The sequence below is a fragment of the Amycolatopsis sp. NPDC114504 genome (assembly GCF_055633595.1).
The window spans coordinates 294,493-312,501 of sequence record NZ_JBVKDU010000005.1; the positions used below are offsets into that span (position 1 = coordinate 294,493).

Sequence of the window (18,009 nt, forward strand, 5' to 3'; positions counted from 1 at the left end):
ACGGCGACACTATAGGGGTAACGACCGTGATCCCCGACACAGACCCCCGGGTTCGAGACTCGCTTGTGTCCCAACAGATATCCGGCGCGAGACAACGCTCTCCCGGTTGACTGGACCTGTGATCACGGTCCGTCAGGCCGGGGTGAGCGATCAGTGATGCCGACGCGGAAATGGCGTCCAGGAATTGTCCACTTTCCGGCCAGTGGGCATTCCGTCAGTCATTCCGGAATAGCCCCGCGGGAACGCTCGTGCCCAAAGCGCGATACCCGGCCGGGTTGAGGTGCAGGTGGTCGCCGACGTCGTACGCGGGCAGCAGGCGCGTCGGCGATGACGGGTCGCGGACCACGCGGTCGAAGTCGAGGACCGCGTCGAAATGGCCGCGGATCCAGGTATTCACCGAAATCCGGGCTGCCTCGCGCGAAGGGTTGTCGTAGGCGGAGTTGCCGCCGAACGGGGTCAACGTCGCGCCGTACACCTGGATGTCCGCCGCGTGGGCGCGGGTCAGGATCTGGTCGTACGCGTCGATCAGGTCCGACGCCGTGGCCGCGGCCGTCTCGGGGACCGCCGTGCCGAGGTCGTTGATCCCCTCGAACACGATCGCCCGCGAAACCCCGCTCTGCGCCAGGAGGTCGCGGTCCAGGCGGGCCAGGACGTTCGGGCCCAGGCCGTCCTGCAGCACCCGGTTGCCGCCCGCGGCCTGGTTGACCACCGCCGACGACAGCCGCGACGCCAGCACGTCCGGCCAGCGGTCGTTGCCGTTGGTCGTCGAACCGCGGCCGTCGGACAGCGAGTCGCCGATCACCGCGACCGCCGACGCCGGCGAGAGCACCTCGATGCCGCTCAGGAAGTACCAGTGGTCCACCGGGGTCGCGCCGGTCAGGTCCGCGGCGGCGACCTGGTTGCCCGGCACCAGGTAGGACGTCGTGCGGGAGCCCGGGTGGGAGGTGATCGACAGCGAACCCTGACCGTGCGCCAGGTACGCCGTCACCGTGATGTTCTCGAAGGGCCGCACGGGGAACGGCAGCGGGTCCGACACCACCTGCGCGCCCACCGGAACCGTCGCCGACGGCTTGCCGTGGAACGTCACCGGCAGCACGCTGCCGGGAGCCACCGCCGGAACCCCCGCGCGCCCGTCGAGCGGACGGGCCACCGAGACGGCGGTCAACGGCAGCGGCGCCCCGCCGAAGGCGTTCGAGAACCGCAGGCGGATCCGCGGGCCGCCCACCGACACGTGCGCCGTCTGGCGCAGGGAAGCGTTGTCCAGCACGCGGTCGGTGCCCGTGTATGGCGCCGGCGGCAGGTTCGACGGCTCGGTCAGCTGCGGCATCGACGTCCAGGTCGCCACCCAGCGCGACGCGGGCGGGTGCCCGGACGCGCCGACGAACAACGCGGTCAACACGGCCAGGACGACGATGACCGCGGTCCGTCTCATGACCCGAACTCCGGCGCCAGGACGCGGTCGAAGCCGACGTAACGGCGGTCCCCGGTGAGCGTGCAATGCAGGGTCGCCACGAACTGCTCGCTCGACGTCCCGACCCGCAGCTCGACGTCGCCGGGCTCGACCAGCCGCCGGCCCGACCGGCCCGTGTACGACGTCAGGTCCGCGTGCAGGCCGATGTCGACGACGACCGTCGCGCCCGGCTCCAGCGAAACCCGGCGCGCCGCGATCAGCTGGCGCTCGGGGCGCACGACCTCCGCCACCGGGTCGTGCAGGTACACCTGGACGACTTCCGTCGCGGGCCGCGAGTGGTCGTTGCGCAGCGTCACCCGGACCCGGCACACGCCGTCGGTCGGCCACAGCGAACCCGTCGCGCTCACGTCCACCCAGGTCGCGGGCGCGTAGGACAACCCGTGCCCGAACGGGAACAACGCCGTGGGGTCGACCGTGCTGACCTCGCTGCGGCGGCCGAGCGGCGCCGCGAGGTACGTCGAGGGCTGGCTGGCCCCGGCCGCCGGGAAGCTCACCGGCAGCCGGCCGGACGGGTCGATCCGTCCACTGAGGACACCTTCGAGCGCCGGCGCGCCCTCTTCGCCGGGGTAGAACCCGCTGACCACGGCGGCCAGCCGGTCGATCTGCCGCGAAAGCTCGTAGGGGCGTCCCGAGAGCAGGACCACCACGACCGGCTTGCCGGTGGCGAGCAGGGCTTCGAGGAGTTCTTCCTGCCGGCCCGGCAGCCGCAGGTCCGGCGCGTCGCAGCCCTCCCCGGACGTCCCGCCGCCGAACAGTCCCGCGCGGTCACCGAGGACGGCCACGCAGACGGAGGAAGACGCACAGGCCGCCACGGCTTCCTCGATCCCGGCGTCGTCGCCCCCGACGACCGGGACGCCCAGCGCGTAGGTGACGTCGAAGGACGACCGCAGCGCCTCCACCACCGTCGGCACCGCGACACCGAACGGGACGTCCGGGTGGTGGACGCCGACGTGCAGCGGGAACGAGTAACAGCCGAGCATCGCGCCCGCCGTGTCCGCGCGCGGTCCGACGACGGCGACGGGGGTGCCGGGGGAGAGGGGCAGGGTCCCGTCGTTGTGCAGCAGCACGATCGACTTTTCGGCCACCTCACGCGCCAACGCCCGCGAAGGAGCGTCGTCGAGGTCGACCTCCTCGGGCACCTCCGGTGCCCAGTCCGCGTCGAGCAGCCCGAGCTCACACTTCTGCCGCAGCACCCGTTCGAGGGCACGGTCGACGGCGGCGGCGTCGACCGCGCCCCCTTCCACCGCGGCGAGCAGCGGCTCGCCGTAGCAGTCCATGGTGGGCAGTTCCACGTCGATGCCCGCGGTCAGCGCCTGGCCGGCCGCGTCGCCGCGGTCGGCCGCGACGCCGTGCAGCCGGTGCAGGAACGCGACGGAGAAGTAGTCGGCGACGACCGTGCCGGTGAACCCGTAGGTGTCGCGCAGCAGGCCGGTCAGCAGGGACGTGTCGGCGGCGGACGGGACGCCGTCGGTGTCGGTGTAGGCGTTCATCACCGACCGGGCGCCCGCGCGCAGCGCCAGCTCGAACGGCGGGAGCAGGACGTCGGCGACCTCGCGCGGCCCGGCCGAAACCGGGGCCAGGTTGCGCCCGGCGCGCGAAGCGGAGTACCCGACGAAGTGCTTCAGCGTCGAGATCACCCCGGCCGACTCGAGCCCGGCGACGTACGCGGCGCCGATCGTCCCGACCAGGTACGGGTCCTCGCCGATCGTCTCTTCGACGCGGCCCCAGCGCAGGTCCCGCGCGACGTCGAGGACCGGCGCGAGGCCTTGGTGCACACCCAGTCCGCGCATGGTCAGCCCGATCTGCGCCGCCATCCGCCGCACGAGATCCGGGTCGAACGTCGCGCCCCAGGACAGCGGGGCCGGGTAGATCGTCGCCTGCCAGGCGGCCAAGCCGGTCAGGCATTCCTCGTGCACGACGGCGGGGATGCCGAACCGGTTGCTGGAGACGATCTGGCGCTGCGTGCGCGCGAGGCTGTGCGCGCCGATCAGCGGGTCGACCGGCCGGGTGCCGAAGACGCGGGTCAGCTGCCCGATGCCGTGGCGGACGAGGTCGTCGAGGTCGACCGCGGCGTCGACGAAGTCGTGCTGGTGCGGCGCCATCTCCCCGCCGGCGTCGATGCCGACCCAGACACCGTAGAGCTGGGCGATCTTTTCGCGCGGGGTCATGCGCCCCATCAGGGCGCGGACGCGTTCGCCCGGGTCGGCCGCGGGGTCGCGCCACGGCTCGGGGGCCGCGGCAGGCTGCGTGGTCAAGGCGTTCTGCCCTTCGTCAGGAGGGGGGTTCAGGGGAGGGCCCGGGTCGAACTGCGCACCACCAGGCCGGTGTCGAGGGTGACGTGGGTGCGCTCGACCTCGTCGCCGTTGATCAGCGCGATGAGCATGCTGATCGCCCGGTGCCCCATCTCCCGGATCGGCTGGTCCACTGTGGTCAGTGGCGGGCTGCAGAGCGCGGACTCGGGGACGTTGTCGAAGCCGACCACGGAAAGGTCGTCGGGCACGGAAAGTCCCAGCTCGCGGGCCGCGCCGACGGTCGCGATGGCCGAGATGTCGTTCGCGGCGAACACCGCGGTGGGGCGGTCCGGGCCGGTCAGCAGGTCGTGGGCCGAGGCCGCGGAGACTTCCGGGTCGTAGGCGCCGATCCGGATCAGGTTCTCGTCGGCCGGCACGCCCGCGGCTTCCAGTGCCCGCAGGTAGCCCGCCTTGCGCAGCGACGCCGATTCGAGGTCGGGCCGGCCGGCGAGGAACCCGATCCGCCGGTGGCCCAGGTCGAGGAGGTGCTCGGTGGCCAGCTGCGCGCCACGGAGGTTGTCGGAGTCGATGGTGGGCAGGTGCGACGGCCCGGTGTGCGGGTCGACCGCGACGACCGGCGTGCCCGGCACGGCTTCGAGCGAGACGGCCGGCGTGACCAGCACGGCGCCGTCGACGAGAGTGCCGGAAAGCCTGGACAGGTAACGCTTTTCCCAGCCCTTCGGGTCGCCGGTGCGCCCACCGGCGGAGTAGACGACGAGCTCGAACCCGCTGCCGCGGATGGCGTCCGCGGCGCCCTTGAGCAGCTCGGTGGAGAACGGTTCGAGGTCGGCGACCAGGATCCCGATCACGTTGGTCCGGTGGTTTCTCAGGCTCTGCGCCACGAGACTCGCCTCGTAGCCGAGCTCTTCGATCACCGCGCGGACCTTCGCGAGCGTCGCGGCGGAGACGCCGTAGCGCTCGTTGATCACCTTGGAAACTGTGGCCACCGAGACGCCGGCGTGGGCCGCGACGTCACGGATGGTCACCCTCGAACTGGGCTGCATGGGGCTCAGACTAGCCATGTAAAACGTTATCGACAACGATTGACATCCGATTTGCCCGGGAGCAAACTCTTCGCCAACCCGGGTGCCGTCGCGCCCCGTCCTACTCGGCCGAAGTCGTCAGGAGTGGACCCACGATGTCTGTCAAACGCCGGATCCCCGTTCTCGCCGCCCTGGCGGCCGTCGTTCCGCTCGCGCTCTCCGCGTGCAGCGGGGGGAGCGACGCACCCGCGCAGCCGAGCGGTCCGGTCACCCTCACCTGGTGGCACAACGGCACCACCGACCCGATCAAGTCGATCTGGGAGAAGGTCGTCACCGACTACCACCAAGCGCACCCGGACGTCACGATCAAGGCCCAGCCGCTGCAGAACGAGGACTTCCCCACCAAGGTCCCGCTCGCCCTGCAGGGCGCCGAGCCGCCGGACGTCTACCAGTCCTGGGGCGCCGGTGACCTGGCCTCGCAGATCACCTCGGGCAAGGTCGCCGACATCACCGACGCCACGAAGTCGTGGATCACCCAGACCACCGGCAAGTTCGGCGAGAACTGGCAGGTCGACGGCAAGCAGTACGGGGTCCCGTTCGAGCAGCACTTCGTCGGCTTCTGGTACCGCAAGGACCTGTTCACCCAGGCCGGGATCACTTCTCCGCCGGTCACGATGGACGACCTGAACGCCGCGGTCACCAAGCTGAAGGCCAAGAGCATCGCGCCGATCTCCGTCGGCGGCAAGGACCGCTGGCCCGACGCCTTCTACTTCAACTACTTCGCCATCCGCGAATGCTCGGTCGACGTGCTCAAGCAGTCGGTCAAGGCGGTCAAGCTCGAGGACCCGTGCTGGACGAAGGCCGGTCAGGACCTGAAGAGCTTCCTGGCCACCCAGCCGTTCCAGACCGGGTTCGCCGGCACGCCGGCCCAGCAGGGCGCGGGCAGCTCCGCCGGGCTCGTCGCCAACGGCAAGGCCGCGATGGAGCTCCAGGGCGACTGGGAGCCCGGCACGATGTCGGCACTGACCGAGGACAAGCAGCTCGACTCGAAGGTCGGCTGGTTCCCGTTCCCGTCGGTGGCGGGCGGCCAGGGCGACCCGGCGGCCGTGCTCGGCGGTGGTGACGGCTTCGCCTGCACGACTCGCGCCTCCAAGGCGTGCGCGGACTTCCTGCAGTACCTGGGCAGCGAGCCGGTGCAGACGCAGCTCGCCGCGCAGGGGGCCGGCCTGCCGGTCAACACCGTCGCCGCGAAGTCGCTGAAGACCGACACGCTGCGAGCCGTCTACGACTACGGCACGAAGTCGCCGTACCTGCAGATGTACTTCGACCGGGCGTTCCCGACCGCGGTCGGCGCCGCGCTGAACGACGCGGTGGCGAACATGTTCGCCGGCCAGGGCACCCCCGAAGGCATCGTGACGGCCGTCAACCAGGCCGCGGCGGGCAACAAGTGACCACGGCGACGACGCCGGTGCGGACGGCTGCCCGGCCGTCCGCACCGGCGGCGGGCCGCCGTGCGAAGCGTTCCGGCCTGGGCAAGCGGCTCGAGCTGACGATCCTGCTCGGGCCGGCCCTGCTGGTGTTCGTCGGCTTCGTCCTGGTACCGATCGGGATCGCCGCGTTCTACAGCCTGTTCCAGTGGAACGGCTTCGGCCCGCTCGACGACTTCATCGGTCTCGACAACTACGTCGACGCCTTCAGCGGTGAAGTGTTCCAGGGCGCGATCGTGCACAACCTGATCATCGCCGGGCTGTCGATCGTGGTGCAGCTGCCGCTGTCGATCGGCCTGGCGATGCTGCTCAACCGCAAGCTCCGGGGACGCGCGGTGCTGCGCTCCCTGGTGTTCGCGCCGTACGTCCTCTCCGAGGCGATCACCGCGGTGATCTGGGTGCTCATGCTCCAGCCGGACGGGTTCGCCGACCAGGTGCTGAAGGGGGCCGGGCTCGGCGGCCTGGTCCACCAGTGGCTGGCCGACCCGGGCATCGTGCTCTACACGATGTTCGCGGTGATCACCTGGAAGTACATCGGCTTCGGCATCATCCTGCTGCTCGCCGGCCTGCAGGGGGTGCCCGCCGAGCTGCGCGAGGCCGCCGCGCTCGACGGCGCGTCGGCGTGGCAGACCACCCGGCACGTCGTGCTGCCGCTGCTCGGGCCGACCATCCGGATCTGGATCTTCCTGTCGGTGATCGGCTCGTTGCAGCTGTTCGACGTCGTGTGGATCATGACGCTGGGCGGGCCGGCGAACGCGTCGACGACGATGGCGACCTACCTGGTCGACCACGGCTTCAAGCGCTACGAGTTCGGTTTCGGTTCGGCGGTGGCGGTCATCCTCTTCGTCATCTGCTTCCTGTTCGCGCTGCTGTACCAGCGATTCGCGCTGCGCCGGGACACCCAGGGCGCCCTGACGAGGATGGCGGGCTGATGCGGTCACGCAAGTTCGGCCTCTCGATCGGGTACCTCGCGGCGATCGTCGTGCTCGGCGTGACCGTCGTGCCGCTGCTGTTCGTCGTGCTCGGCGGGTTCCGCACCAACGCGCAGATCAACAACGACCCGGCCGGGCTGCCCGGCCCGTGGGTCATGGACAACTACGCTTCGGTCCTCGGCTCGGGCGCGTTCTGGGGGTTCCTCGGGAACAGCGCGCTGATCGCGGTGATCGCGACCGCCGTCGCCGTCGGCCTGGGGTCGATGGCCGGGTTCGCGCTGTCGCGGTACCAGTTCAAGGGCCGTGAAGCGCTGTACACGCTGTTCACGCTCGGCCTGTTGTTCCCGCTCACCGTGGCGACCTTGCCGCTGTACCTGTGGCTGCGCGAGCTGGGCATGCTCGAGAGCTTCTGGGGCGTGGCGATCCCGGAAGCGGCGTTTTCGCTGCCGGTGACGATCGTGATCCTGCGCCCGTTCATGCACGCCATCCCGGGTGAGCTCGAGGACGCCGCCGTGCTCGACGGCGCGAGCAGGCTCGGGTTCTTCTGGCGCATCCTGCTGCCGCTGTCGGCGCCGGCGCTCACCACGGTCGGCGTGCTCGCCTTCGTCACCAGCTGGAACGCCTACCTGTTGCCGCTGCTGGTGTTCAACGACTCCGCGCACTTCACGCTCCCGCTCGGCGTCGCGACGTTCCGGACCCAGTACTCCCAGGACACCGCCCGGGTGCTCGCGTTCACCGCGCTGTCGATGATCCCGGCACTCGCGTTCTTCGTGCTCGCCGAACGGCGCATCGTCGGCGGGCTGACCGGATCCGTGAAGGGCTGACTCAGGAGGTCTGCCGTGCCGTCCGAGGTCCACCGCCGTGCGTTCTTGCAGTTGATGGCCCTGGCCGGGGCGGGGTCCGCCGCCCTGCCCAGCCTCGCCGAAGCCGGTACCGGGTTCCCGTTGGTGTCGCGGGGAAAGGCCGCGACGATCGTGGTGGGGGCGGGTGATCTGCCGGGGGTCCGGCGGGTGGCCGGCGACCTGGCCGCCGACGTCGAGCGCGTCACCGGCGTCCGTCCCGTCGTCGCCGAGGTGGTTCCGGCCGACGGGCCGGTGGTGCTGATCGGCACGCTCGGCCACAGTCCGCTCGTCGACTCGCTGGTCGCGGCCGGCCGGCTCGACGTCCGCGGCATCGCCGGGAAGTGGGAGACGTCGCTCAGCCAGGTCGTCGACGGACGGCTGGTGCTCACCGGCAGCGACCAGCGGGGCGTGATCTACGGTGTCTACGAGGTCTCGCGGCGCATCGGCGTCTCGCCCTGGTACTGGTGGGCCGACGTCCCGCCCGCCCGGAAGACGGAGCTGCACCTGCCGGGCGAGCGGTTCAGCCTGGGCACACCGCACGTGAAGTACCGCGGGTTCTTCATCAACGACGAGAACCCCGCGCTCGGCACCTGGGCCCCGGCGTACTTCGGGCCGGGTCTCGCTCCGGGCTATCCGGGCGGTTTCAACCACCTCTTCTTCGCCAAGGTCTTCGAGACGATGCTGCGGCTGCGGGCCAACTACCTGTGGCCGGCGGTGTGGGGCCGCGCGTTCGCCGAGGACGACCCGCTCAACCACGCGACCGCCAAGGAGTACGGCGTCGTGATGGGCACCTCGCACGAGGCGCCGATGATGCGCGGAATCGAGGAGTGGAACCGGCACGCGACACCCGGGCACGACCCGTACGGCGGCACCGGCGAGTGGAGCTTCCGCCGCAACGGCGAAGCGATCAAGGCCTACTGGACCGAGGGCATCCGCCGGATGGCCCGCGAGGGCTTCGAAGGCGTCGTCACGCTGGGCATGCGCGGAAACGGCGACGTCAGCCTCCCCGACGGCGACGGCATCGAGCTGATGCGCGAGATCATCGCCGCCGAGCGGGAGATCCTGGCGCGCGAGCTGAGCACGGACGTTCCGCAGGTGTGGACGCTGTACAAGGAGGTCCTGCGGTACTGGGCGCAGGGCCTGCGCCCACCCGACGACGTCATCGTGGTCTTCACCGACGACAACTGGGGCAACATCCGCAAGCACCCGGACCTCTCGCTGCCGCCGCACCCGGGCGGGTACGGGCTGTACTACCACTTCGACTACGTCGGCGGCGGCCGCAACTACAAGTGGGTCGACACGGCGCTGATCGCGAACACGTGGGAGCAGCTGCACCAGGCTTCGTCGTACGGGAACGACCGGCTGTGGGTCGCGAACGTCGGCGACATGAAGGGCAACGAGCTGCCCCTGCAGTTCTTCTTAGACTACGCGTGGGACCCCGCGGCACTGCCTGCTTCGCAATTGTCCACATGGGAGCGTGAGTTCGCGGCGGAGAACTTCGGTTCGGCTCTGGCGTCGGACATCGCCGGTGTGCTGCACGACTACGGGAAGCTGCAGTCCCGTCGGAAGCCCGAGCTGCTGAACCGGCGCATCACGCTCCAGCCGGACGGCACGATCGTCTACGACGACCAGGCGACGCCGTTCAGCCTGGTCAACTACGGCGAGCTGGACCGGGTCACCGACGAATGGCAGGCGCTGGCGACGCGGACGTCGCGTATCTCGGCGCGGCTGCCGTCCGGCTATCGGGACGCCTTCTACGAACTGGTCGGGTACGAGGTCACGGCGTCGGCGAACCTCTACGCGCTGCGGCGCGCGGAGTTCACGAACCTGCTCTACGCGGCCCAGGGGCGGGCTTCGGCGAACGGGCTGGCGGCCGTCACCGAGGCCCGGTTCGCCGACGACCTCGCGCTGGCGGAGAAGTACAACACCGGCATCGCGGGCGGCAAGTGGAACGGGTTCCAGACGCAGCCGCACATCGACTACGGCGACGTCGCCCGCTACGGCCCGAACGCGCCCTGGCAGCAGCCGGAGCTGAACAACGTCGCGCTGCCGGACGTCATCTTCCCGGCGGTGAAGCGGCTTTCGCTGCCGGTCGAGGCTTCGCTGGGCGTCGCCGTCGACGGGGCGTCGGAGGCGTGGCCGGGTGCCGCGGGACGTCCGGTGCTGCCGGAGTTCAGCCCGTACCAGAGCGCGCCACCGCAGTACATCGACGTGTTCAACCGCGGCTGGACGCCGTTCCGGTGCACGGTTTCCGCCGGTGCGCCGTGGGTGCGGGTCGAGCCGCGCGGCGGCCGGGTGGGGGAGGAGTTGCGGATGACGGTGCGGATCGACTGGAGCCGGGCGCCCCGAGGCGCGACGACCGTGCCGATCACGGTGTCGGGCGCGGGGGAGTCGGTGGTGGTGGACGCGGTGGTGCGCAACCCGTCGGCGCCGCCGTCGTGGCGACGCGGGTTCGTCGAGGCCGGCGGGTACGTGTCGATGGAGGCCGAGCACTGCAGCGCGAACGTCGGTGCGCCGGACGCGTCGTGGCGTTTGGTGCCGGATCTGGGGATGACGCCGTTCCCGGTGACGGCCGCGAGCCGGGCGGTGGGCGCGGGGCCGCGGCTGGAGTACCGGATGACGCTGTTCACGGCGGGCCCGGTGACGGTGTGGGCCCACTTGTCCCCGCGCAGCAACGTGTTGCCGGGCGACGGACTGAGGTACGCGGTGTCGTTCGACGACGCGGCACCGCAGGTCGTGAACATCACGCGCGCGACCGGCGCGGATGACATGACGATGAACCGCCAGTGGGAGCGGACGACGTCGGACAACGTGAACCTGACCTCGACGCGCCACGTGGTGGAGGCGGCCGGGCCGCACGTGCTGAAGGTGTGGATGGTCGACCCGGCGGTGGTGGTCCGGAAGCTGGTGGTCGACACGGGCGGGCTGAGGCCTAGTTACCTGGGACCGCCGGAGAGCATGCGGTGGCCGGGATGAGCGGGGCTGCCGAAGTCCATCGGCGCGCAGTTATCCCCGGCCGGCCGAAACCACCTGGTGCGCCGGCGCAGCCGTACTGTGCCGGACCACCAGACTCGTCGCCAGCTCGAGCCGGTGGCTCTCGGGGTGCGTCCCCCGCGCCAGCGAGATCGCCAGCCTTGCCCCCGCGGCCGCCATCTCCTGCAGTGGCTGGCGGATCGTGGTCAGCTCGGGCGTCAGCCAGCGGGCCACCGGGAGGTCGTCGAAGCCGATCACGCTCAGGTCGTCCGGGATGCGCAACCCCGCGTCGCGGGCTGCCTCGTACACCCCCAGTGCCTGCAGGTCGCTGCCCGCGAACACCGCTGTCGGGCGGTCGGGGAGGGTCAGCAATGATGCCAGCTCGCGGTAGCCCGATCGGACGTGGAAGTCGCCGCGGCGGACCAAGGCCGGGTCGAAGGCCAGACCCGCCGTCTCCAGCGCTGTGCGGTAGCCGTCGATGCGGGCTCGGCTGCACAACACTCCGTCCGGGCCGCCGATCATCGCGATCCGGCGGTGCCCCAGCTCCACCAGGTGGCGGGTCGCGGTCAGGCCGCCCTGCCAGTTCGTGGCCCCGATCGAGGGCGTCTCCGGGCCCGGCGCGCCGGCCGGGTCGACCACGACGAGCGGGATGTCGCGGGCGCGCAGCTTCGCCAGCTGCCCGCCGGTGAAATCCGAACACACCGAAACGATGCCCACCGGCCGCCGCGCCAGGACGCTTTCCAGCCAGCTCTGCCCCGGCGTGTGGCGGCCCGACGATTCCGCGAGCACGACCGCCATTCCGTTTTCGCGGGCGACGCACTCGACCCCGCGGATGATTTCGAGTGCCCACGTGCTTTCGAGTTCGTGGAACATCAGTTCCAGCAGTCGCGAACGGCGGGACCGTTCGTCGGCGCGACGGCGGTAACCGTATTTCCCGATGACCGCTTCCACGCGGGCGCGGGTGCTTTCGGCGACGTCGGGACGGCCGTTGAGCACCTTCGAAACAGTCGGGACGGAAACCCCGGTCTCGGCGGCGATCCGGGCGATGGTGACCCGGGGGTCGGCAGGCTCGGGATCATCTGACTTCGTTGTCATGAAGGAGATTCTAGGTCATCGAAACCCGAATTGACACTCCTCGAAACTTTCGGAAAACGGAGGAAAACAGATGCTGAGAAGTATTCCTATTAAACGCGCTCTGGTGACGGTCGCGGTCGTCGCGGGCATTGCCGTGTGGCAGGCGCCCGCGGCTTCGGCGGCTGTTCCGCTGAAAGACATCACGCACCGCTACGTCGGCAGTGCGGTGGCGGCGGCGTACCTGGCGGACGAAAACGATTACCGGGCCGTCCTGACCCGTGAATTCGACAACGTGACGCCCGAGAACGAGATGAAATGGGGCACGGTCGAAGCCGTGCGCGGCCAGTACGACTGGTCGGGCGCCGACGCGATCGTCCGGTACGCGCAAACGCACCACAAGACCGTCCGCGGCCACACGCTCGTCTGGCACTCCCAGCTGCCGGACTGGGTGGCCGCGCTGCCCGCCGACGAGCTGAGACGCGTCCTGCGCGACCACATCACCACGGAAGTCAAGCGGTACAAGGGAAAGATTCGCGCCTGGGACGTCGTCAACGAGCTGTTCAACGAGGACGGCACGCGGCGTGACACGGTCTTCCGGCAGAAGCTCGGCGACGGGTTCGTCGCGGACGTGTTCCGCTGGGCGCACGCGGCTGACCCGTCGGCGACGCTCTACATCAACGACTACAACATCGAAGGCCGCAACCCGAAGAGCGACGCGGTGTACGACCTGGTGAAGACGCTCAAGCGGCAGGGCGTCCCGATCGGCGGCGTCGGGGTCCAGGCGCACCTGTCGATCCAGTACGGCTTCCCGGGGGAGTACCGCGAGAACCTGACGCGGCTGACGAAGCTCGGCGTGGACGTCGCCATCACCGAGGCCGACGTCCGCATCCCGACCCCGCCGGACGCGGCGAAGCTCGACACGCAGGCGAGCTACTTCGACCGGCTGTGGGACGGCTGCCAGGCGGTCCGGCGGTGCGTGGAGTTCACGACGTGGGGCTTCACGGACCGGCACTCCTGGGTCCCGGACGTCTTCCCGGGCGAGGGGGCGGCCTGCCTGTTCGACGAGAACCTCCGGCCGAAGCCGGCGTACCTGCGCATCAACCCCTGATCGGGACCGGGCGCAGGCCGCGGGCGGCGAGGGCCGCGAGGATCCGGGGTACCGCTTCGACCGTCGCCGGGCGGCCTTCGTGCATCAGGACGACCCCGCCCGGCTCGGCTCGCGACGCCGCGGCCTCGACCTCGTCCGCCGGGGCGCCCGCCCAGTCGCGGGTGTCGACGGTCCAGAGCACCTCGGTGAGCTCGTGCTCGGCGGCGGTCGTCCGGACGGCGTCGTCCGTGTCGCCGTAGGGCGGCCGGAACAGCGCCGGGCGCAGTCCGGTCAGCGTGACCAGGAGGTCCTGCGTCCGCCGGATCTCCTGGTCACGGGCCTCGGCGGACAGCCCGGTGAGGTGTGGGTGCGTCCAGGTGTGGTTGCCGATCGTGTGCCCCGCCGCGGCGATCGCCCGGACCAGGTCCGGGTGCGCCGCGGCGTGCTCGCCCCACAGGAAGAACGTGGCCCGCACCCCGCCGAGCGCGGCCAGCAGCGCCGGCGTCGTCGCGGGGTACGGGCCGTCGTCGAAGGTCAGCGCCACGGTGTCCATCCGGCGACGGTCACCCGGTACGGCCGCGGGGGCAAGGACTTTCGGCGTGCTTTCGTCAGCGGGCCAGCGCGGCCAGCCGCTTCGCGGTCGGCCAGCGGACGTTCCACGCCCAGCCGAGCTTCTCGAACGCCCAGATCACCCGGGCGGAGATGTCGATCTGGCCGCGCTGCGCACCGTGGCGGGCCGACGTCGGGTCCGCGTGGTGGGTGTTGTGCCACGACTCGCCCATCGACAGGATCGCCAGCGGCCAGAAGTTCGCCGAGCGGTCGCGGCTGGCGAACGGGCGCTCGCCGATCATGTGGCAGACCGAGTTCACCGACCACGTCACGTGGTGCTGGAACGAGATCCGCGCCAGGCCGGCCCAGAGGAACGCGGTCAGCGCGCCCCACCACGACAGCGTGATCAGGCCGCCGAGCAGCGGCGGCAGCAGCAGGCTCAGCACGATCCACAGCGGGAAGAGCCGGTCGACGACGCGCATGTCGCGGTCGGCCGCCAGGTCGGGGGCGAACCGGTCGATGTTGGTCTTGTCACGCCCGAAGAGCCAGCCCATATGGGCGTGCCAGAAGCCGCGGGCCAGCGCCGCCGGGGACGTGCCGAACAGCCACGGCGAGTGCGGGTCGCCCTCGCGGTCGGAGAACGCGTGGTGACGGCGGTGGTCGGCGACCCAGCCGATCACCGGGCCCTGCGCCGCGAGGCCGCCGGCGACGGCCAGCGCGATCCGCAGCGCCCGCTTCGCGCGGAACGCGCCGTGGGTGAAGTAACGGTGGTAGCCGACGGTGATGCCGAGCGTCGAGACGACGAAGAACGCGCCGCCGATGGTGAGGTCGAGCCAGCTGACGCCCCAGCCCCAGAACACCGGGACGGCCGCGGCGAGCGCGAGGAAGGGGACCAGCAGGAACGTGCGGATGGTGATCAGCTCGGCCACGGTCTGACGGCCGGAGAGCACCGGTTTCGCGGGGGGACGGGGAGCCTTCACGGAGGCTGTCATGCACTACTCGTTTCGGGGGTCGGCACGCGCGGAGCGAAGCTCACGCGCGGGAAGCCGGGGAGCGGGAACACCCGGCGGTCAGCGGTCTGCGGTGGCCGGGCGCTACGCCGCTCCTGTCGGCGATCGGCCCGGTGCTGACCCGCGGTGTCGCCGCGGGCCGGGGCTCCGCCACCCGGAAGGGCGGTCGGCTGGCCAAGGTCGGGAGGGAAACCGGCGGGGCACCGGCGTCCGAGGGCTCTCGACCCTTCACATGTTACCGGACCGTTGTAAACCCGCAGTGTGGCCGACCACGAGAAAGGCCCCCGCCCCCCGGAGGGGGCGAGGGCCTTCGGTGCCTCGTGGCTCAGATAACGCTGACGCGCTGGGCCTGGGGGCCCTTCTGGCCCTGGCCGATTTCGAACTCCACGCGCTGACCCTCGTCGAGCGACTTGAAGCCGCTGCCCTGGATCTCGGAGTAGTGGACGAACACGTCCGGACCCCCGCCGTCCTGCGCGATGAAGCCGAAGCCCTTTTCACCGTTGAACCACTTGACACTGCCCTGAGCCATACCCATACCTACTCTTTTTTAGTGAGCCTGGGTGTCCCGTTCGGACACCCGGTCTCGGGACCATCCTCCCATTGACGGTCCGGACTGGCCAGCCCCGGTGGTCAAACTCCCCAATCGGGGCGCAGCGGCATCCCCATGCCGCCCTCGCTGTCGGTCCGCACCCCGAGAATCTGGTGCAGTTCGATCTCGCGGCGCTCGAACGCCAGGCGGCAAGCGGCCAGGTAGAGGGCCCAAACGCGGCTCCGGCCGGCCCCCGCTTCGGCGACCGCCTCGTCCCAGTGCTCGTCGAGGTTCGCGCACCACCCGGCCAGCGTCAGTGCGTAGTGCTCACGGAGGTTTTCCGAATGCCGGACCTCCAGGCCGGCGTCGTGCATGGCCGTGACGAGCTCGCCGGGCGCCTCGAGCTCACCATCCGGGAAGACGTAGCGGTCGATGAACCCGCGCGAGCGGTGGGCGACGCTGCCGTCCGGGTTGGTGATGCAGTGGTTGAGCAGGCGCCCGTGCGGCTTGAGCTTGGCCGCGAGGAACCGGAAGTAGCCGGGCACGTTGCGGGCGCCGATGTGCTCGGTCAGGCCGATCGACGAGATCGCGTCGAACCCGGTCTCGGTGACGTCCCGGTAGTCGAGGTGGCGGATCTCGGCGCGGTCGGCCAGGCCGAGGGAGACGATGTTCTTCTGCGCCCACTGGGCCTGCTCGCGCGAGAGCGTGACGCCGAGCGCCTCGACGCCGTAGTGCCGGACGGCGTGCGCGACCATCCCGCCCCAGCCGCAGCCGACGTCGAGCAGCTTCATCCCGGGTTCGAGGCCGAGCTTGCGGCAGACCAGGTCGAACTTGTGCTCCTGCGCCTGCTCCAGCGAGGCGCCGGCCTCCGGGTACACCGCGCAGGTGTAGGCCATCGACGGGCCGAGGACCAGCTCGTAGAACCGGTTGGACACGTCGTAGTGGCTGGCGATGGCCTCGCTGTCGCGGCTCTTCGAGTGCCGCAGCGCGGTCATCCCGCGCCGGATCCGGCTCGGGTGCTCCTCGGCGGGCGGCTTGACGACCCGCAGGTGGCGGGGGCCGAGCTTGCGCAGCAGCCACAGCCGGTCGGCCGGGGTGAGCTGGTCGACCTGGGCCGAGAGCGCGTGCAGCGCCGTGTAGAGGTCGCCGGTGACGTCGAGCGCGCCCGCGACGTACGCGCGGGCGAGGCCGAGGTCGCCGGGGGAGGACATGAGGTAGTCCAGCGCCAGCGGCGAACGGACCTGGATCGCGACCGGCGCGTCGGCCGGGCCGCTGCTGCTGCCGTCGTAGGCGGTGATCGAGACGGTCGCGCGGGGGCCGAGCAGACGCTCGAAGACCTCGCCGACCGGGGTGCTTGCCTGGGTCACGTTCTTTCCTTTCACCGGCGGCGGACACATTTCTCGTAGAGGCCGAGCAGCCGCTCGTCCGGGTCGTAGGTCCGCTTGAGCTCCCGGTAGGTGTCACCGTTGTAGAGCCGCCAGAACTCGTCTTCGGCGTAGAAGCTGTCCGAATAGAGCGACTTGTGCCCGCCCAGCCGGGTGACCTCGGCTTCGATCATCCGGTTGTGCACGCCGTCGCGCTCACCGGGGTCGAGCGGCACGGCCGACCAGAACCCGAAGTTGACGTAGAGCGCTTCGGGGTCCAGCTCGTAGAGCGGCCAGCGCACGCCGCCCGGGCGCTGCCGGAGCGGGCAGACCCACACCGGGCTGATCGGGATCTCCCGCTCGAAGAACTCGAGGAACTCCGCGGCACGGCCGACCGGCACCTCGATGTCCTGCACGATCGTCTCTTCCGGCGGCATCCGCCGGAGCTTGAGCAGCCGCTCGGCGATCTTGAACCGGCGCTCGAGCGCCACGGCCTTCCAGTAGACCGACGACCGCAGGAGCCGGCGGCCGAGCAGCAGCCGCGGCAGCCGGTGCTGGACGCCGAACGCGCGGGAGCACCAGAACCAGTCGGTGTCCCAGCGCCAGAGGTAGTCGCGGACGGTGAGGTGGTCGGTCTCCCGCTGCCGGATCGAGCGGTAGTAGATGTCCAGCCAGGTGTAGTCGCTGGTCGCGGGCGCCGTGTCGGCGAAGCTGGCCAGGGTCAGGTACAGCTCGTCCGGGCCGAACACCGTGCCGTCGACGAAGTCGTGCTCGCCGCTGTCGCAGGCCTCGGTGAGGGCACGGAAGTAGGTGTCTCGGTCGTGGTAGCGGACGTGGCGGAGCTCGACGAACGGCTTCACCGGCTCGAGGACGATCTTCAGGCGCAGCGCGTAGCCGAGGGTGCCGTAGGAGTTGGGGAAGCCGCGGAAGAGGGCCGCGTGCTCGTTGTCCGGGGTGGCGACGACGATCCCGCCGTCCCCGGTGAGCACTTCGAGCTCCAGCACCGACTCGTGCGGCATGCCGTTGCGGAACGACGAAGACTCGATGCCGAGCCCGGTGACGGCGCCGCCGAGGGTGATGGTCTTGAGCTGCGGGACGACCAGGGGCATCAGGCCGTGCGGCAGCGTCGCGTCGACGAGCTGCTCGTAGGTGACCATCCCTTCGACGTCGGCGGTCCGGGCCTCGGGGTCGACGCGCAGCACGTGGGAGAAGCCCGAAACGTCCAGTCCGGGGTGTTTCGCGGCGGCCCGGGAGCGGAACAGGTTGGACGTCCGCTTGGCGAGCCGGATGGTCGCGCCGTCGCCCATGGCGGTGAGCTGCCGCCGAAGGGCGTCGACGCGGGCTTCGTGCTCGGGGAAAGCCGGGCCCGGACGGGCTTCCGGTACCCCGGCCTGATCGATGGTCACCTCTCGATCCT

14 protein-coding genes are annotated in these 18,009 nt (G+C 70.7%); 5 read left to right on the top strand and 9 right to left on the bottom strand.

Features of this window, described 5'->3' with window-relative positions; translation table 11 throughout:
- Window positions 1-214: 214 nt before the first annotated feature.
- Genes ACZ7PG_RS37480 through ACZ7PG_RS37490 form a run of 3 tightly spaced genes read right to left on the bottom strand, consistent with a single transcriptional unit; the run spans window position 215 to window position 4,766 of the window.
- The gene (locus ACZ7PG_RS37480) at window positions 215-1,432 is read right to left on the bottom strand and encodes an SGNH/GDSL hydrolase family protein (protein WP_470243921.1); all 1,218 of its coding nucleotides are present in this window, start codon (window positions 1,430-1,432) and stop codon (window positions 215-217) included.
- On the bottom strand, window positions 1,429-3,726 hold the full coding sequence (locus tag ACZ7PG_RS37485; RefSeq protein ID WP_470243922.1) for a beta-xylosidase/alpha-l-arabinosidase: 2,298 nt from the start codon (window positions 3,724-3,726) through the stop codon (window positions 1,429-1,431). Before ACZ7PG_RS37485 ends, ACZ7PG_RS37480 begins: the two co-directional genes overlap by 4 nt.
- Before the next feature lie 29 nt (window positions 3,727-3,755).
- Window positions 3,756-4,766: a LacI family DNA-binding transcriptional regulator gene (locus tag ACZ7PG_RS37490; RefSeq protein ID WP_470243923.1), complete on the bottom strand. Its 1,011-nt coding sequence runs from the start codon at window positions 4,764-4,766 to the stop codon at window positions 3,756-3,758.
- Window positions 4,767-4,900: 134 nt separating this feature from the next.
- Here ACZ7PG_RS37490 and ACZ7PG_RS37495 point away from each other — a divergent pair, with 134 nt between their 5' ends.
- From ACZ7PG_RS37495 to ACZ7PG_RS37510, 4 genes are read left to right on the top strand one after another with little or no spacing between them, the layout of a single operon-like run.
- Window positions 4,901-6,196, top strand: coding sequence for an extracellular solute-binding protein (locus ACZ7PG_RS37495; RefSeq protein WP_470243924.1), 1,296 nt, complete (start codon window positions 4,901-4,903; stop codon window positions 6,194-6,196).
- Window positions 6,193-7,164, top strand: coding sequence for a carbohydrate ABC transporter permease (locus tag ACZ7PG_RS37500; RefSeq protein WP_470243925.1), 972 nt, complete (start codon window positions 6,193-6,195; stop codon window positions 7,162-7,164). The genes ACZ7PG_RS37495 and ACZ7PG_RS37500 overlap by 4 nt, the downstream gene beginning before the upstream one ends.
- Window positions 7,164-7,988 carry a carbohydrate ABC transporter permease gene (locus ACZ7PG_RS37505; RefSeq protein WP_470243926.1) on the top strand — a complete coding sequence of 275 codons (825 nt, stop codon included), beginning with the start codon at window positions 7,164-7,166 and terminating at the stop codon, window positions 7,986-7,988. The genes ACZ7PG_RS37500 and ACZ7PG_RS37505 overlap by 1 nt, the downstream gene beginning before the upstream one ends.
- A 15-nt stretch (window positions 7,989-8,003) precedes the next feature.
- A complete protein-coding gene (locus ACZ7PG_RS37510; protein ID WP_470243927.1) occupies window positions 8,004-10,982 on the top strand; it encodes a glycosyl hydrolase 115 family protein in 2,979 nt (992 codons plus the stop codon).
- Between the two features lie 30 nt (window positions 10,983-11,012).
- On the opposite strand, the gene ACZ7PG_RS37515 is transcribed toward ACZ7PG_RS37510, so the two are convergent.
- Window positions 11,013-12,074, bottom strand: coding sequence for a LacI family DNA-binding transcriptional regulator (locus ACZ7PG_RS37515; protein WP_470243928.1), 1,062 nt, complete (start codon window positions 12,072-12,074; stop codon window positions 11,013-11,015).
- Window positions 12,075-12,177: 103 nt separating this feature from the next.
- Between ACZ7PG_RS37515 and ACZ7PG_RS37520 the strand changes: the two genes are divergently transcribed.
- The gene (locus ACZ7PG_RS37520; RefSeq protein WP_470243929.1) at window positions 12,178-13,161 is read left to right on the top strand and encodes an endo-1,4-beta-xylanase; all 984 of its coding nucleotides are present in this window, start codon (window positions 12,178-12,180) and stop codon (window positions 13,159-13,161) included.
- Here ACZ7PG_RS37520 and ACZ7PG_RS37525 read toward each other — a convergent pair.
- From ACZ7PG_RS37525 to ACZ7PG_RS37545, 5 genes are all read right to left on the bottom strand, one after another.
- Window positions 13,151-13,693 (bottom strand): polysaccharide deacetylase family protein, encoded by a 543-nt coding sequence (locus ACZ7PG_RS37525; protein ID WP_470243930.1) that lies wholly within the window; start codon window positions 13,691-13,693, stop codon window positions 13,151-13,153. The two genes, ACZ7PG_RS37520 and ACZ7PG_RS37525, sit on opposite strands and share 11 nt — an antisense overlap.
- Before the next feature lie 55 nt (window positions 13,694-13,748).
- Window positions 13,749-14,681 carry an acyl-CoA desaturase gene (locus ACZ7PG_RS37530; RefSeq protein WP_470243931.1) on the bottom strand — a complete coding sequence of 311 codons (933 nt, stop codon included), beginning with the start codon at window positions 14,679-14,681 and terminating at the stop codon, window positions 13,749-13,751.
- Between the two features lie 343 nt (window positions 14,682-15,024).
- Window positions 15,025-15,228: a cold-shock protein gene (locus ACZ7PG_RS37535; RefSeq protein ID WP_004558414.1), complete on the bottom strand. Its 204-nt coding sequence runs from the start codon at window positions 15,226-15,228 to the stop codon at window positions 15,025-15,027.
- Window positions 15,229-15,329: 101 nt separating this feature from the next.
- The gene (locus ACZ7PG_RS37540) at window positions 15,330-16,625 is read right to left on the bottom strand and encodes a class I SAM-dependent methyltransferase (RefSeq protein WP_470243932.1); all 1,296 of its coding nucleotides are present in this window, start codon (window positions 16,623-16,625) and stop codon (window positions 15,330-15,332) included.
- Complete coding sequence (locus ACZ7PG_RS37545) at window positions 16,607-17,998, bottom strand: FAD-binding oxidoreductase (protein WP_470243933.1); 1,392 nt, start codon at window positions 17,996-17,998, stop codon at window positions 16,607-16,609. The genes ACZ7PG_RS37540 and ACZ7PG_RS37545 overlap by 19 nt, the downstream gene beginning before the upstream one ends.
- Window positions 17,999-18,009: the final 11 nt, after the last annotated feature.